This is a genomic window from Brevibacterium sp. ZH18 (assembly GCF_022748595.1).
Lineage (GTDB): Bacteria > Actinomycetota > Actinomycetes > Actinomycetales > Brevibacteriaceae > Brevibacterium.
In genome coordinates this window covers 1-14,278 of the sequence record NZ_JALDSX010000023.1, presented here as the reverse complement: position 1 = coordinate 14,278, position 14,278 = coordinate 1, and the positions used below count along the sequence as shown (strand labels likewise).

Below are 14,278 nucleotides of genomic sequence, written 5' to 3'. Positions count from 1 at the left end.
GTCATAGGGGGTTGGGTATCGTTTTACTTCGGGTTCACCCTCAAAAGGGCCTATAGCTCAGGCGGTTAGAGCGCTTCGCTGATAACGAAGAGGTCCCTGGTTCAAGTCCAGGTAGGCCCACATCCTTTCGAGGAGGATCATGAAGAAATGGATTCTCAGCGGTCTCACACTTGTGGGACTCGGAGTTTTCTTCCGGTGGCGGCACGGTAATCAGAGTGCCCAAGCCGAATGGTCCGAACACACCGATTCGGTGTGAAGGTGAATCCCTTCTGGGGGTATGGCGCAATTGGTAGCGCACCTGCTTTGCAAGCAGGGGGTTAGGGGTTCGAGTCCCCTTACCTCCACCAGAGATATGAAGGCTCCGGACCACTGCGGTCCGGAGCCTTCGTCGTTGTCAGGCTGGTCGGCCTCAGGCGCGCCAGTAGCCCAGGTAGGCGTCGATCGTGCCGTTGTAGGGCTGGAGTGTCCGATCACCGTTGAAGTTCTGCTGCCAGACCTGGCCCTCGTAGTAGATTCCGATATGCCCGTAGGCAGAGGTCTGAGGGCCGTCACCCCAGACGAGGATGTCGCCGTTCTCGAACTTCTGGTCGGTGTGCCAGGTGAAGCCGTTCGCCGCCATGTGCTGGCCGCCGATGCTGCCCTTCTGATAGTCGACGGCGTTGCCCCAAGCGCCGTGATCGACGCCGTGGACTTCCTCGAGGGCGCGGGAGATCAGGCTCACGCATTCGCCCTGGAAGGTACCCTGCGAATTGGCTAGGGCCTGGCCCTGGTAGTGGTGGAGGAAGTCTCCGATGCTGTCGAATTTCACGTCAGCTTCCGGTGCCGCCTGTCCGGCCTCGGCGCTCGCTCCACCTGGCGCGGGGGTTGAAGCTCCCGCTGCTGTGGCGAACGTAGTGCCGCCGAACATGGCGGTTCCGGCGATCATTGCAGTCGCCAGGGTCTTCGTGGTGACGATCTTGAGAGTCATATTCTTACTCATCCGTTCGTTCCGCTCGACAATGTGACAGGAAGCACATCGCTTCCGCCGTCGACGCTAGCAGCCGAACGGACGACCCACAACGAAGGAAGATGGCTGTTCGGTGAACTTCCGCGCGATGTCGCGATGGTGAGCCCAGCTCGGCTCAACGTCCCGCGGTACCGCAGATCGTCGGTGCCTGAAGTGGAGATCTCCACGAATTGTGGTGGCTGCGGAATAGGTTACTGTTGATTGCCGTTGACCTCTGTGTCTGCGCGCGGTCTCGGCTGCTGCGAGCAGAGGCTCGCCCCCACCTCGGCGACTCAATCACATCTCTGATCGGAGCACCTTCATGTCCCGCGACAGCTCACAAACACACGCGCATGAGACGCACACTGACACCATCGATCCTGCTGGAATGCGCGTCATCTGGTTGCTCCTGGTGGCCGCCTTCGTGGCCATCCTCAATGAGACGACGATGGCCATCGCCATCCCGGAGCTCAACGTCTCACTCGGAATCCCTCCCGAGCTGGGCCAGTGGCTGACCAGCGCATTCATGCTCACGATGGCTGTCGTGATTCCGACGACGGGCTTCCTGCTCCAACGGTTCACCACTCGCCAGATCTTCCTGGCCGCGATGATCCTCTTCACTTCGGGCACCCTGATCTGCCTCGTGTCCCCGGGCTTCGGCCTGCTCCTCGTCGGCCGCGTCGTTCAGGCCGGTGGCACGGGCATCATGATGCCGCTGCTGATGACGACAATGATGAACGTGGTCCCGCCCCACTCCCGCGGTCGGATGATGGGCCGCGTAGGCCTCGTCATCTCGCTCGCCCCTGCCATCGGTCCGACGATGTCCGGAATCGTCCTCGACTCCCTCGGCTGGCGCTGGCTCTTCGGCATCGTTCTGCCGATCGGTCTGATCGCCCTCGCACTCGGCGCCAAATGGATGACCAACCTCGGCGAGAGCACTCACGCCCCCATCGACGTCGTCTCGATCATCCTCTCGGTCTTCGCCTTCGGTGGGATCGTATTCGGACTCAGCCAGTTCGGCGGGGGCCACGACGCCGCGGCGGGCGGATCGTCCACGACGGGACTGGCCTGGGGTACGATCGCCGCCGGCATCGTATTCCTTGCGCTCTTCGTGTGGCGCCAGCTCTTCCTCCAACGCGGTGACCGCGCCCTGCTCGACCTGCGGGTGTTCGCCTCCCGCAACTACGTGATCGCCGTAATCATCATGGCCGTCGTCGCCCTTGCCATGTTCGGAACCTTCTCGCTGCTGCCGCTGTACCTGCAGAACGTCGCCGGACTCAACGCCACCCAGTCCGGTCTCGTTCTTCTGCCCGGTTCGATCCTGATGGGCGTTCTGGCCCCGATCATGGGACGCATCTACGACGCTCGTGGACCGCGGACGCTGCTGGTGCCGGGTTCGATCATGATCGCCGCTGCGATGTTCGCGTATTCCACGGTCGTCGTGGGCACTCCGACGTGGGTCCTCGTGGTCATCCAGACCGTCATGTCCCTGGGTCTTGCCGCTTCGTTCACCCCGTTGTTCTCCGCCTCGCTGGGATCTCTCGAGCGGAAGCTGTACTCGCACGGTTCGGCAGCGCTGAACACCTTGCAGCAGGTCGCAGGAGCCGCGGGCACTGCCCTGCTCATCTCGATCTACTCCTCGGCTCTGCACTCGGGCCAGGCGGCCGGTCAGAGCGTGCCCGAGGCTGGAGCACCGGGCGCGCAGTCCGCGTTCCTGCTGGCCGCGTGCATCGCCCTGGTGCCCGTCGTGCTCTCCTTCTTCATCCGCAAGCCCGAAGATCAGGAGGACACCCCCGCCGAGGTGGTTTCCCTGGTTCCCGAGGCACCCGCCGAATGACCTGAAGGTCGTTCAGCCCTGGGGACTGTGGGCGGGTTCCGCCTCGAGGGTGGGCTCGGTATCGGCCGAGTCGCGGCGCAGCTCCCCTCCGCGGGCGAGACCGCCGATGAGGAAGACGATGAGACCTGCCACGGTGACCAGGGAACCGGCCCAGAGCGGTGACGAGTAGCCGAGTCCGGCGGCGATGGTGATGCCGCCGATCCAGGCTCCGAAGGCGTTGCCCACATTGAACGCCGCGATGTTGGCGCCCGATCCGAGTGTCGGTGCAGCCTGGGAGTGACGCATGATGCGCATCTGCATCGCGGGCACCGTGGCGAATCCGAACCCGCCCATGAAGACCAGGGCGATGATCGTGGCGATCTGGCTTCCGGCGATCTGGGAGAACACAGCCAGGATGATGACGAGCCCGACGAGCAGGACCAGAAGTGTCCTGCCGAGGTTCTTGTCCGCTGCTCTTCCGCCGAGCATGTTGCCGACGAACAGTCCGACTCCGAAGAGGACCAACAGCCAGGGAACGGTCGAACTGGCGAATCCGGTGACTCCGGTGAGAGTGAACGCCATGTAGCTGAAGGCACCGAACATTCCTCCGTAGCCGAAGATCGTGATGAGGATCGAGGCCCAGACCTGTCCGCTGGCGAAGATGCGGAACTCGCTGAGAATGCCGCCCGTTGATTTCGCCTGTGCGGCTGCGGCGGGGATGAGAGCGACGATCCCGGAGAGAGCGATGACGCCGATGATGCTGATGGCCCAGAAGGTCGAGCGCCAACCGGTGGCCTGGCCGAGGAACGTCCCCAGCGGGACGCCGAGCACATTGGCGGTCGTGAGGCCCGCGAACATCATCGAGATGGCGGCGGCCTGACGATGCGGCGCGACGAGTCCAGCGGCCACGACCGAGCCGATGCCGAAGAAGGCACCGTGGCAGAGGGCTGCGATAATACGGCCGAGCATCATGACCTCGTAGCTCGGTGCGAGGGCGGAGAGGACATTGCCGATGATGAAGAGGACCATGAGGCCGATGAGCGCCGTCTTGCGGTTGAGCTTGGTCATCGCCACAGTCAGCAGTATCGCTCCGACCGCGACGGCGAGGGCATAGCCGGAGATGAGATAGCCTGCGACGGTCTCGGTGACACCGAAGTCAGCGGATACCTCGGGCAGCAGCCCCATGATGACGAACTCCGTGAGTCCGATTCCGAACCCGCCGATGGCGAGTGCGAGCAGTGCGAGTGGCATGGTGTCTCTCCTTTCGCACCAAGGAAGCGGTCTGCCTCGGCGCGTGTGCAATAGAAGGCGTATGCAGTAGTTGCAAACGCAACGGTATTAATACTTGCACACGCGCTATATCCGCGCAAGTGGTGTATTCTGTGATGAAGGCGATCCGAAGGAGAAATACATGGGCATCAGGGATGACGCGGTCGAGATCCGGTCTCGTGGCTGGCGCACACTTGCCGCTCTGCACGCATTGATCGAGACCGAGTTGGAGCGTTCGCTGCAGCGCGAACATCAGCTTTCGGTCGTCGAATACACCGTGCTGGATGCACTCAGCCGGCAGGACGGCTGGCACATGCGCATGCGGCAGCTGGCGCGTGCGGCAGCCCTGTCGAGCAGTGCCACGACGCGTCTTGTCACACGGCTGGAGGATCGCGGACTGCTGACGAGGATCCTCTGCGATGACGACCGCCGGGGAATCTACACTGAACTCACCGATGCTGGATGGAAGCTGTTCGAAGCTGCTCGACCCACGCATGATCGGGTCCTCGAAGAGGCGTTGGCCGAAGCTGGCGAAGTGCCGGAACTGGGACCCCTGGTCACGGCGCTGCATTCCGAGGTGGTGCAGGCTTAGGCTCTGGTGGCGGAGTCCTCGCACGCCCGTGCAATTGCGCAGTCAACCCATGACCGGGTAAAGTCGGTCTGTGCTCTGAGGGGGTATGGCGCAATTGGTAGCGCACCTGCTTTGCAAGCAGGGGGTTAGGGGTTCGAGTCCCCTTACCTCCACTCGAGAAGCTATTGAGACAGCACTCGTAAAAGAAGATCCCGCCGACAGCGATATGGACGCTGTCGGCGGGATCTTTGTCTATTCAGTTATGTGAAGATCGATCCTCAGGCGTGGACGCGGATGAGGTGATCGTTCGTGAACGCCTGGAAGGCCCACTGGGCATTCTCGCGGCCATAGCCCGAGCGGTTGATGCCGCCGAAGGGGTATTCCGGACCGGATTCCATGTGTCCGTTGATGAGCGTCATGCCGGCGTTGACCTTGGCGGCGAAACGCTCGCCCTTTTCGAGGTCATCGGTCCACACCGAGCTCATGAGACCGTATTCGGTGTCATTGGCCAGACGCAGCGCATCCTCTTCGTCCTTGGCCCGGTAGACCATGACTGCGGGGCCGAAGAGCTCGTTGCAGCCCAGGTCGGACTTGGGATCGATGTCGGAGATAACAGCTGGCGACATGAACCAACCCGGACGGTCGAGCTTCTTGCCACCGGTGTGCAGCGTGGCACCATCGGCGACGGCCTTCTCGATCATGGCCACGATCTCATCGCGAGCACCCTCGGAGGAGACAGGGCCCATACCGACATCGGGGTCGTCGTAGGTCGAGACCTTGGTTGCCTCTGCGGCCTTGACGGCCTCGGCGAGGAACTCGTCGTAGAGATCATCGACGACGATCATGCGCTTCGGTGAGGTGCAGACCTGACCGGCATTCGCCAGACGCAGGCCGACGAGCTTCTTGGCCAGTGCCGGCACATCCTTCGAGTCGAGGACGACCGCAGGATCGTTGCCGCCGAGTTCGAGGACGGCGCGCTTGTAGTACTTCGCAGCGATAGAGGCCACAGAAGCACCCGCTCCCTCGGAGCCGGTGAGCGAGAAGCCCTTGACGCGGAAGTCCTTGAGGATCTCTTCGGCGTGTGAGCTGTCGAGGTAGATGTTCTGGTACACGCCCTTGGGCAGACCCGCCTCGGTGAGGAGGTCCTCGAAGTACTGTGAGGACTTCGGGCAGATCGAGGCCTGCTTCATGATGATCGCGTTGCCGACCATGAGGTTGGGCAGCACGAAGCGCGCGATCTGGTTATAGGGGAAGTTCCACGGCATGATGCCCAGCAGCACGCCCAGCGGCTGGTGGCGGACATAGCTGCTGGCTGCACCGGCTGCGGCAAGGTGGGTGGGAGCCAGGTGAGTGGCGGCGTTGTCGGCCATCCAGCGGGCCGTGCGAGCGACCTTGTCCACCTCGCCGAGGCCCTGCTTCTTGACCTTGCCCATTTCGCGACCGATGATATCGGCCATCTCGTCGGCATTGGCATCGACAAGATCGGCGAACTTCCGGAGGATCGTGCTGCGCTCATGCAGCGGCGTCTCCTTCCACGAAAGGTGGGCCTCGTGGGCACGATCGATGTAGCCGGGGATGTCTTCCTTAGCGACGGAGGCGAACTCTTCCTCGACCTCGCCGGTGTTGGCATTTGTGACTGCGAACTTGCTCATAGAACGTCCTTTCGCGAATAGTTTCACCTAAGTATGACAACACGCTCAAACGCCGGGCAATTCCCGCTCCATCGTGAGACGTGATCGTGCTATCTGTGGCCTCACCGCCGACGACTCTCGGTGCGTTTGATACTGGTGCTTGACACCCGGGTCTGCGCGACTGACGATTGTCCGCATGGAACACGTGAGCGGAATCGGCGGTTACTTCTTCCGAGCGAAGAACCCGGAGACTCTGTTGTCCTGGTATAGGGATGTGCTCGGCCTGGACTTCGGCGAACACGGGCTGTGGCAGCAGCAGGCAGGTCCGACAGTCTTCGCGTCCTTCCCAGCCGATACCGACTACTTCGGACCCGGCGACCAGCAGAGCATGCTCAACTTCCGGGTTCCGAACCTCGCTGCCATGCTCGCCCAGCTGAGGGCGGCCAATGTGGACGTGGACGAGGAGATCCAGGAGATGGAGGGCGTCGGCCGCTTCGGCTGGATCCGCGATCCGGAGGGCAACCGCATCGAACTGTGGGAGCCTGCCACCGACTGAACCGGGTGGGGTTCAGTCGTCGGTCTGCGCTGCCATCGGAGCAGCCGCCTCGGCGGGGATGATCGTACGCTCCCGTACCTGACGATTGCGCCTGACCGCGAACGACAGGGCGGCAGCGACCGCGCACATCACGGCCCCGCCCCACCAGGCATACGTGTACTCGCCGAAGACGTCGCGGATGACCCCGGCCCCGAATGCGGCAGCCGCAGCACCGAGCTGGTGAGCGGCGAAGACCCAGCCGAAGACGATCGTGCCTCGATCGCCGAAGACCTCACGGCACAGCGCCGAGGTGGGCGGAACGGTCGCGACCCAGTCGAGGCCGTAGATGACGATGAAGAGCACCATGGACGGGTGGACGATGTCCGAGAGCAGCCACGGCAGGAGCAGGAGTCCGACTCCGCGGAATGTGTAGTACGTGAGGAGGAGGATGCGCGGGTCGAATTTATCGGTCAGCCACCCGGAGAACACGGTGCCGGCGATGTCGAAGACTCCGACGACCGCGAGCAGGCCCGCCGCAGTGGTCGTCGGCATTCCGTGATCGTAAGCGGACGGAATGAAGTGGATGCCGATGAGGCCGTTGGTCGTCGCCCCGCAGATGGCGAACGCAATGGCCAGGGCCCAGAACGAACGATGGCGAGCAGCGAAGGCCAGGCCGGAGAAGGCGCGCTTGGCGGCTCCGCCTGTGGGCCGCTCCTCCGGAACATAGGTCTCGGGATCGGCGCCGTAGGGCAGAACTCCGCGGTCTTCCGGGTGGTCGCGCAGGACGAACCACACGACCGGCACGGCTATGAGCGCCGCCCCGGCGATGAGCAGGGACGCCGGGCGCCACCCGGTCGATTCCGCGATCGCGGCGACCGGAGGCAGGAAGATCAGCTGACCGGTGGCCGAGCCGGCGGTGAGTATGCCCATCACCAGTCCACGACGGTGGATGAACCATCGATTGGCGATGGTTGCGGCGAAGACCATGGCCATCGAACCCGTGCCCAGCCCGATGAGCACGCCCCAGAAGATCAGCAGCTGCCACGAAGCAGTCATGATCACGCTGCCGCCGGCGCCCGCCGCGACGAGGGTGAGGGCAAGGGCGACGATCTGGCGAATGCCGAAGCGATCCATGAGTGCAGCGGCGAAAGGGGCCGTGAGTCCATAGAAGATGAGGTTGAGGCTCACCGCCAGAGACATGACGCTCATCGACCAGCCGAAGTCATTGTGGAGCGGGATCATCAAAGCGCCCGGGGCAGCCCTGAAACCTGCTGCGGCCAGAAGCGCGAGGAATGCGACGGCAGCCACCCACCAGGCGGGGTGGATGCGACGGCGCTTGCGAGTCCGGGCATCACGGGGGCCCACTGGAGTGGTCGACATCGAACCCTCATACTTTCTTGAAAGAAGTTACACTGGAGGCAGTATAACCAGACTTCGCTGAAGAAAGGAAAGCGCTCATGCCGCTGAGATCAGACTGGTCCGAGGCGCTCTGCCCCATCGGGAGGTCGCTCGATGTGCTCGGCGACCCCTGGGTGCTGCTCATCGTCCGTGACGTCCTCCACGGGCGCAGTCGCTTCGATGCACTCCGTGAGGGTTTGAACATTTCCGAAGCGGTGCTCAGCCGACGCCTACATTCGATGGTCGATGCCGGTCTGCTGAAGCGGGTCGACTACCAGGATGGTGCACGCACCCGCCAGGAATACGCTGGCACCGAGGCTGCGGCCGATCTGCTGCCGATCCTGCAGCAGCTCGCGCTCTGGGGAGAGAAGCACACCGCGATGCCCGCTGGAGGCGGGCACATGGCGATGATCCACGAAACATGCGGTGAGGAGACCACCCACGGTGAGGTGTGCAGCTCATGCGGTGAGAGGCTTGTGGCCGAGGCGATGACCTGGGTGAAGCCGTGGAAGAACGTTCGCGTGACTCTCGGACCGGAGGGTTCGCTGGTTTAGACTGACTCAGAAACGCCGAGGAGCAACGATGCCCGATCAACGAAGACTGAGCTATTTCGTCGCCTCATCTCTTGATGGCTTCATCGCAGGCCCGGATGGCGGTGACCCCAGTTCGTGGTGGCCGATCACCGAGGACTACCTCGACTTCATCCGCTCCGAATTTCCCGAGACCCTGCCCGGTCCGGCCCGCCAGGCGCTGGGAATCAGCGACCCCGGCCACCGTTTCGACACTGTGGTCGAGGGGCGGCGTTCCTTTGAGCTCGGCCTGGCTGCCGGAATTCCGGACGCCTATCCTCATCTGCGTCACCTGGTGTTCTCGAGGACCCTGGGGTCTGCAGCAGATTCAGACGTTGAAGTCGTCAGCGGCGATCCGGTCGAGCGGATCAGGCAGCTCAAGAGTGAACCGGGTAAGGGCATCTGGCTTGTCGGCGGAGGCAGCCTCGCCGCGAGCCTGCGACCGGAGATCGACGAGCTGATCATCAAACTCGGGCCCGTGACTCTGGGCTCGGGAATTCCGCTGTGGGGCCACGATGCGGGATTCGACACCCAGACATGGACGCGGACCGAGGCAACCGCCTACCCCGGAGGGATGACCCTGCTGCGCTACGCTCGATCAGGTGACAGCGTCTGACGCCTGTTCGAGCGAAGCGACACCGATTCGAGCACTCCAAGCCCGCGACGAACTATTCGCGGCGAAGAAGGGAACATGCATGAGCCCAGTGAGCAAGGAACGCAGGAAGCAGCTTCGCGATGATGATGCGAACTGGAAGCTCGGACTCTTCTACTTCTGTCCCCAGGACCCTTCGTTTCTGATTCCGAAGCGTTTCGGCATCGGATGGTCGCTCAACTTCGGCAGTCCATGGTCGCTGCTGGTCCTCATCGTTGTCATCGCCATCCTGGTGTGGGGCATCTTCTTCTGACTTGGGCTCGATCGGTCATCGCCAATTTCGTTTGGGCACCGACGACGTCGGTCAGGCAAAAACGTCGCTCAGGCGCCGACGTCCTGCAGGTGGTGCCTGAGCTCGTGCAACCCGTAGCGAGTCAATGAGGTCACGGTGAACTCCCGCCCATCGGCGCGGTAGCCGACGCGATCCCACTGGTCCCCGGAGATCTGGGACAGCTCAGCCGCGTACTCGACGTCGGACCACCGGTCCGGCTGGGTCCGTTCGGCGGCATTGGGCCTGGCCAGGACCTCGTTCCAGACCTCCGCCGAGGTTGAGGCGTAGTCGGGGACGGCACTGACATCCTCGTCGCCGGTGAATCCGCATTCGGTGCACCCGGCTTCCAGCACGTCCGCCCAATCCCGGGTGTCCGGTTCGATCTCGCTCATGTCTCGTCCTCGTCTCGTCTGTGCTCGCGGCTGTGGTTCGTCATCGCCGCGTCGTCAATGTGTTCGGTGTCCGTGCCTCAGCCCGATTTCTTGCCGTCGAGCACCTGTTTGAGCACCGTTGCGTCACTGATGTCGTCGCGCTTCGAAGCCGTGATGAGGGTCAATTTTCCCTTCTTCGCGTACTCCTTGAGCTGCTTGAGTGCATCGGCGTGGTCATCGTCCTTGAGCTCCTCGCGGTATCTGCGGGAGAATTCCTCGAATTTGTCGGGATCGTGGGAGTACCACTTGCGCAGATCGCTGGAAGGGGCGAGGTCTTTGAGCCAGTCGTCGAGCTCAGCTTTGTCCTTGCTCACCCCGCGCGGCCATATCCGGTCGACGAGGATCCGGGTGCCGTCGTTCTGGGCCGGGTCGTCGTAGGCCCGCCGAACCTGAACCGGATGCTTCTGGGTCATGATCGATCTCCGAACTGTCGTCCTGTCCCCAGTGTAGGACAGACGAAGTGGGAGGCAAGGGAGTGCGCTCACGGCTGTGGAAAACGGACATTTCCCGTTGTCAGATCGGCGGCCGGCCATTGTCAGAGGAGGCGTATACTGACCAGCCAGGCACCATTGCGATGATGCACAGCACCTCGAGAACCATTCATGTGAACGAGGAGATGATGGCGTGACGGTACAGAACGTGGCACTTCCGAATGGGAGAACCCCTCAGCGCGTCCTGGGCCCTCCGACTCCCTCGGCGATCTTCCTCGTCGTCACCGTCCACCCCGGTGCTGAAGCCGAGGTCAAGGACTTTCTCGGAGATGTCAGCGGACTCGTGCGCACAGTGGGATTCCGCTCGCGCGAAGACAACCTGAGCTGCGTCACCGGCATCGGCGCTGCGTTGTGGGACCGCATGTACTCGCTTCCGCGGCCCGCTCAGCTGCACCCCTTCATCGAACAGCGCGGCGATACTCACACAGCACCCTCGACACCCGGCGACATCCTCTTCCACATTCGCGCCCGGCGCATCGACCTGTGCTTCGAACTCGCCCGGCTGATGATCGGCGAACTCGGAGCAGCTGTCGATGTCGTCGACGAGGTGCACGGATTCCGCTACTTCGATGAACGCGACATCATGGGCTTCGTCGACGGGACTGAGAACCCGGAGGATCAGGAGGCACTCGACTCGGCCTTCATCGGTCCCGAGGATCCCGACTGCGAGGGCGGCAGCTACGTCATCGTGCAGAAGTACACCCACGATATGAAGGAGTGGGAGTCGCTGAGCGTCGAGGAGCAGGAAGCGGCATTCGGTCGGCACAAGCTCTCCGACATGGAGTTCGACGATGACGATAAGGCCGCGAACTCACACCTCATTCTCAACACCATCGAGGACGACGATGGCACCGAACACAAGATCGTGCGCGACAACATGGTCTTCGGGTCCGTCGAGTCCGGAGAGTACGGAACGTACTTCATCGGCTACGCCGGCGACGTGTCGGTGACCGAGCAGATGCTGGAGAACATGTTCATCGGGGATCCGCCAGGCACCTACGACCGCATCCTCGACTTCTCAACGGCTGAGACCGGCAACCTCTTCTACGTCCCGACCCAGGATTTCCTCGAGGATCCGGGGGATGACGAAGACGGTGACAGCCCCGCCGGTTCCCCAATGGACGACGCTGCGACAAGTTCATCAGACGAGTCCACCGGTCCCACAGATCACACGGCCGACGAGGCTGATCGGGAAGTCTCCGACGGCAGTCTCGGAATAGGCAGTCTCAAAAGGAGTAGACAGTGAATAGTCTCTATCGCGATCTCGCCCCAGTCACGGACTCCGCCTGGGCAGAGATCGAAGAGGAAGCCCGCCGCACCTTCAAGCGCAACATCGCCGGCCGCCGCATCGTCGACGTCGAGGGGCCCACGGGCTTCGCGACCTCTTCGGTGGGCACCGGCCACATCCGTACCCTCGAAACCGCGAGCAGCGATGTTTCGATCAGGCAGCGTATCTCGCAGGAATTCATCGAACTGCGGGTGCCTTTCACCGTCACCCGGCAGGCTATCGACGATGTCGAACGCGGCTCCGGCGACTCCGACTGGCAGCCGGTCAAGGATGCGGCCACGACGATCGCGATGGCTGAGGACCGTGCCATCCTCCATGGCCTCGATGCTGCCGGAATCGGTGGAATCGTACCCGGCAGCTCGAATGCTCCGGTGACGATCCCCGATGCCGTCGAAGACTTCGCCGACTCCGTGGCCCAGGCTCTGAGCGGTCTGCGCATGGCCGGCGTCGACGGACCTTACAGCCTGCTGCTGTCCTCCGAGGAGTACACGAAGGTCTCGGAATCGACTGACCACGGCTACCCGGTCCGTGACCACCTCTCACGGCTGCTCGGCGACGGAGAGATCATCTGGGCCCCGGCCCTCAAGGGTGCGCTGCTCGTGTCGGTGCGCGGCGGAGACTACGAGCTGCACCTCGGCCAGGATCTGTCGATCGGCTATCACAGCCACGACGGCGACAGCGTCGAGCTCTACCTCCAGGAGACCTTCGGGTTCCTCGCCCTGACGGACGAATCCAGTGTCCCCCTGCATCGCTGACCAGGTGCGATGCATCGCTGAGGTGAGTGGTCCATGACCGACGATCCACGTGTGAGACGGCTCCTGCCCGCGCCGACTGCGACACTCACGCTGCCCGAGGCCTTCGCCTTCCCCGAGGCAGTGTCGAAGTGGGTGCGCGCCGTGTTCGTGGCCTCTGTCGACGGGGCGGCTACCATCTCCGGCCGCGCCGGTGGGCTCGGCAACGATACGGACAAGGCGCTGTTCGCGCTCAACCGGGCGTTGGCCGACGTGATCCTCGTGGGTGCCGGCACGGCTCGGATCGAGGACTACGGTCCCGCCGAGGACGATCCGCAGTGGCGTCACCTGCGCGAGGGTCGGGGTCCCACCGCACCGATGGCCGTGGTCTCCCGCGCCTTGGACCTCGACGTCTCCGCACCGCTGTTCACCGAAGCTCCGGATCATGCGCGCACCATTGTCATCACGTGTGCTGATGCCCCCGCTGATGCGCGGAACAGAATAGCCCAGGTCGCCGAGGTGGTCGTGGCCGGTCAGTCATCCGTGGACCTGCCTGCGGCGATCGATGCGCTCGTCTCCCGTGGGCTGTCCCGGATCGTGTGCGAAGGCGGTCCACGCTTGTTCACCGACCTGCTGAGGTCCTGCGGCGTTGACGAACTGAGCCTGACGAGAGCGCCGACGTTGATCGCGGGTGAGGGGACCAGAATCCTCCACGGCGACGAGTTCGACCCGCCGATCGACCTCTCACTGGCTTCGCTGTACAGCACTGACGATGGGTATCTCTACCTGCTTTATCGCCGCGAGAGCTGATTGACCGCGACCGAGCGCACGGTCCAGTGAGTCCTTGAGCCTCCGTCGATACAGACGGGAGGATTTCCGGTATATCGTGACGGATCGGGGCACACGGGGTGTCACAATTGACTGAACCGGGAACGCACACCCTGCGAGGATTCAGGACAAGACAAGCACTCAGGATGGAACGATGACGAACCAGACGGTGTACCACCGACCCCAGCCAGCTGCCGGGGCGGAGATCGGGTCGCTCATCGGCGGCGCCTTTGGGCTTGTGTTCCTCATCGTCAACAGCGGCCAGTTCTCGACCGTCGGCCGGATCTGCGTCCTCGTCGTGGGGATCGCAGTCTTCGCCGTCATCGCCTTCTTTGCCCTGCGCAGCCTTGGACGCATGAAGGGTGGCCGGGGCCCCGTCGCAGACTCGCAGCCGAACACGGATGGGGATTCACCTCCTGACGCCTCGGGCACTCCGGTGGGGCGAAGTACCAATCCCTTCGGGAGAAGCTACTGGATCGTCGTTATGGTCGAGGCTCTCGCGCTCTTCGGAGGCGCTCGCCTCCTGACCGGGCTCGGCCATCCCGAACTCGGAGTCGCCTGGGTGGCGTTCGTCGTCGGCACCCATTTCTATGCGCTCGGCTACATCTTCACACTCGCGCGCTTCCACATCCTCGCGACAGTCGTCGCCGCCTGCGGGGTCGCCGGATTCATCGCCTTCTTCGCCTCGATCCCGGATTTCATCCCGGTCCTCAGCGGCATCATCCCCGGCTTCGTGCTGCTGGCTTTCGGACTCTGGGCACTCGTCCCGGTTGAAGCCCAGACCAAACGCCGCGCGACGTAGTGGACCCGCG

At 63.3% G+C, this 14,278-nt stretch carries 16 protein-coding genes and 3 tRNA genes; 13 read left to right on the top strand and 6 right to left on the bottom strand.

Translation table 11 applies throughout. The annotated features are described in order from the left end of the window. The first annotated feature begins 46 nt into the window (after positions 1 to 46). Positions 47 to 120, top strand: a tRNA-Ile gene (locus MPN20_RS09995). Positions 121 to 271: 151 nt separating this feature from the next. Further along, positions 272 to 347 (top strand) — tRNA-Ala (locus MPN20_RS09990). Positions 348 to 409: 62 nt separating this feature from the next. On the opposite strand, the gene MPN20_RS09985 is transcribed toward MPN20_RS09990, so the two are convergent. Beyond that, positions 410 to 967, bottom strand: coding sequence for a hypothetical protein (locus tag MPN20_RS09985; protein WP_242781666.1), 558 nt, complete (start codon positions 965 to 967; stop codon positions 410 to 412). Between the two features lie 340 nt (positions 968 to 1,307). Here MPN20_RS09985 and MPN20_RS09980 point away from each other — a divergent pair, with 340 nt between their 5' ends. Next, positions 1,308 to 2,822, top strand: coding sequence for a DHA2 family efflux MFS transporter permease subunit (locus MPN20_RS09980; protein ID WP_242781664.1), 1,515 nt, complete (start codon positions 1,308 to 1,310; stop codon positions 2,820 to 2,822). Between the two features lie 12 nt (positions 2,823 to 2,834). Here MPN20_RS09980 and MPN20_RS09975 read toward each other — a convergent pair whose 3' ends face one another. Continuing rightward, on the bottom strand, positions 2,835 to 4,052 hold the full coding sequence (locus tag MPN20_RS09975) for an MFS transporter (protein ID WP_242781661.1): 1,218 nt from the start codon (positions 4,050 to 4,052) through the stop codon (positions 2,835 to 2,837). Between the two features lie 160 nt (positions 4,053 to 4,212). Between MPN20_RS09975 and MPN20_RS09970 the strand changes: the two genes are divergently transcribed. Then, positions 4,213 to 4,662 carry a MarR family transcriptional regulator gene (locus tag MPN20_RS09970; RefSeq protein WP_242781654.1) on the top strand — a complete coding sequence of 150 codons (450 nt, stop codon included), beginning with the start codon at positions 4,213 to 4,215 and terminating at the stop codon, positions 4,660 to 4,662. A 79-nt stretch (positions 4,663 to 4,741) separates the two neighbouring features. Beyond that, positions 4,742 to 4,814 (top strand) — tRNA-Ala (locus MPN20_RS09965). A gap of 105 nt (positions 4,815 to 4,919) precedes the next feature. On the opposite strand, the gene MPN20_RS09960 is transcribed toward MPN20_RS09965, so the two are convergent. Beyond that, positions 4,920 to 6,293 carry an NAD-dependent succinate-semialdehyde dehydrogenase gene (locus tag MPN20_RS09960; protein ID WP_242781652.1) on the bottom strand — a complete coding sequence of 458 codons (1,374 nt, stop codon included), beginning with the start codon at positions 6,291 to 6,293 and terminating at the stop codon, positions 4,920 to 4,922. A gap of 175 nt (positions 6,294 to 6,468) precedes the next feature. On the opposite strand from MPN20_RS09960, the gene MPN20_RS09955 reads away from it, so the two are divergent. Continuing rightward, entirely contained in the window at positions 6,469 to 6,828 is a 360-nt protein-coding gene (locus MPN20_RS09955; RefSeq protein ID WP_242781650.1) for a VOC family protein, read from the top strand. Positions 6,829 to 6,840: 12 nt separating this feature from the next. Here the strand turns inward: MPN20_RS09955 and MPN20_RS09950 are convergent, their stop codons facing one another. After that, positions 6,841 to 8,187: an MFS transporter gene (locus MPN20_RS09950; RefSeq protein WP_242781648.1), complete on the bottom strand. Its 1,347-nt coding sequence runs from the start codon at positions 8,185 to 8,187 to the stop codon at positions 6,841 to 6,843. Positions 8,188 to 8,264: 77 nt separating this feature from the next. Here MPN20_RS09950 and MPN20_RS09945 point away from each other — a divergent pair, with 77 nt between their 5' ends. The 3 genes from MPN20_RS09945 to MPN20_RS09935 all read left to right on the top strand — a co-directional run bounded on the left by MPN20_RS09945 (position 8,265) and on the right by MPN20_RS09935 (position 9,679). Next, positions 8,265 to 8,759, top strand: coding sequence for a helix-turn-helix domain-containing protein (locus MPN20_RS09945; RefSeq protein WP_242781646.1), 495 nt, complete (start codon positions 8,265 to 8,267; stop codon positions 8,757 to 8,759). Positions 8,760 to 8,787: 28 nt separating this feature from the next. Then, complete coding sequence (locus tag MPN20_RS09940; protein ID WP_242781645.1) at positions 8,788 to 9,390, top strand: dihydrofolate reductase family protein; 603 nt, start codon at positions 8,788 to 8,790, stop codon at positions 9,388 to 9,390. 79 nt (positions 9,391 to 9,469) lie between these two features. Beyond that, a complete protein-coding gene (locus MPN20_RS09935; protein WP_242781644.1) occupies positions 9,470 to 9,679 on the top strand; it encodes a DUF5808 domain-containing protein in 210 nt (69 codons plus the stop codon). A 68-nt stretch (positions 9,680 to 9,747) separates the two neighbouring features. On the opposite strand, the gene MPN20_RS09930 is transcribed toward MPN20_RS09935, so the two are convergent. Further along, positions 9,748 to 10,089, bottom strand: a complete 342-nt coding sequence (locus MPN20_RS09930; RefSeq protein WP_242781643.1) for a hypothetical protein — start codon at positions 10,087 to 10,089, stop codon at positions 9,748 to 9,750. A 77-nt stretch (positions 10,090 to 10,166) separates the two neighbouring features. Then, positions 10,167 to 10,541 carry a DUF488 family protein gene (locus MPN20_RS09925; protein ID WP_242781642.1) on the bottom strand — a complete coding sequence of 125 codons (375 nt, stop codon included), beginning with the start codon at positions 10,539 to 10,541 and terminating at the stop codon, positions 10,167 to 10,169. 211 nt (positions 10,542 to 10,752) lie between these two features. Between MPN20_RS09925 and MPN20_RS09920 the strand changes: the two genes are divergently transcribed. From MPN20_RS09920 to MPN20_RS09905, 4 genes are all read left to right on the top strand, one after another. Continuing rightward, a complete protein-coding gene (locus MPN20_RS09920; protein ID WP_242781641.1) occupies positions 10,753 to 11,865 on the top strand; it encodes a Dyp-type peroxidase in 1,113 nt (370 codons plus the stop codon). Continuing rightward, positions 11,862 to 12,662: a family 1 encapsulin nanocompartment shell protein gene (locus MPN20_RS09915; protein WP_242781640.1), complete on the top strand. Its 801-nt coding sequence runs from the start codon at positions 11,862 to 11,864 to the stop codon at positions 12,660 to 12,662. The genes MPN20_RS09920 and MPN20_RS09915 overlap by 4 nt, the downstream gene beginning before the upstream one ends. A gap of 33 nt (positions 12,663 to 12,695) precedes the next feature. Beyond that, the gene (locus MPN20_RS09910; protein WP_242781638.1) at positions 12,696 to 13,448 is read left to right on the top strand and encodes a pyrimidine reductase family protein; all 753 of its coding nucleotides are present in this window, start codon (positions 12,696 to 12,698) and stop codon (positions 13,446 to 13,448) included. A gap of 172 nt (positions 13,449 to 13,620) precedes the next feature. After that, on the top strand, positions 13,621 to 14,268 hold the full coding sequence (locus MPN20_RS09905; RefSeq protein ID WP_242781636.1) for a hypothetical protein: 648 nt from the start codon (positions 13,621 to 13,623) through the stop codon (positions 14,266 to 14,268). Positions 14,269 to 14,278: the final 10 nt, after the last annotated feature.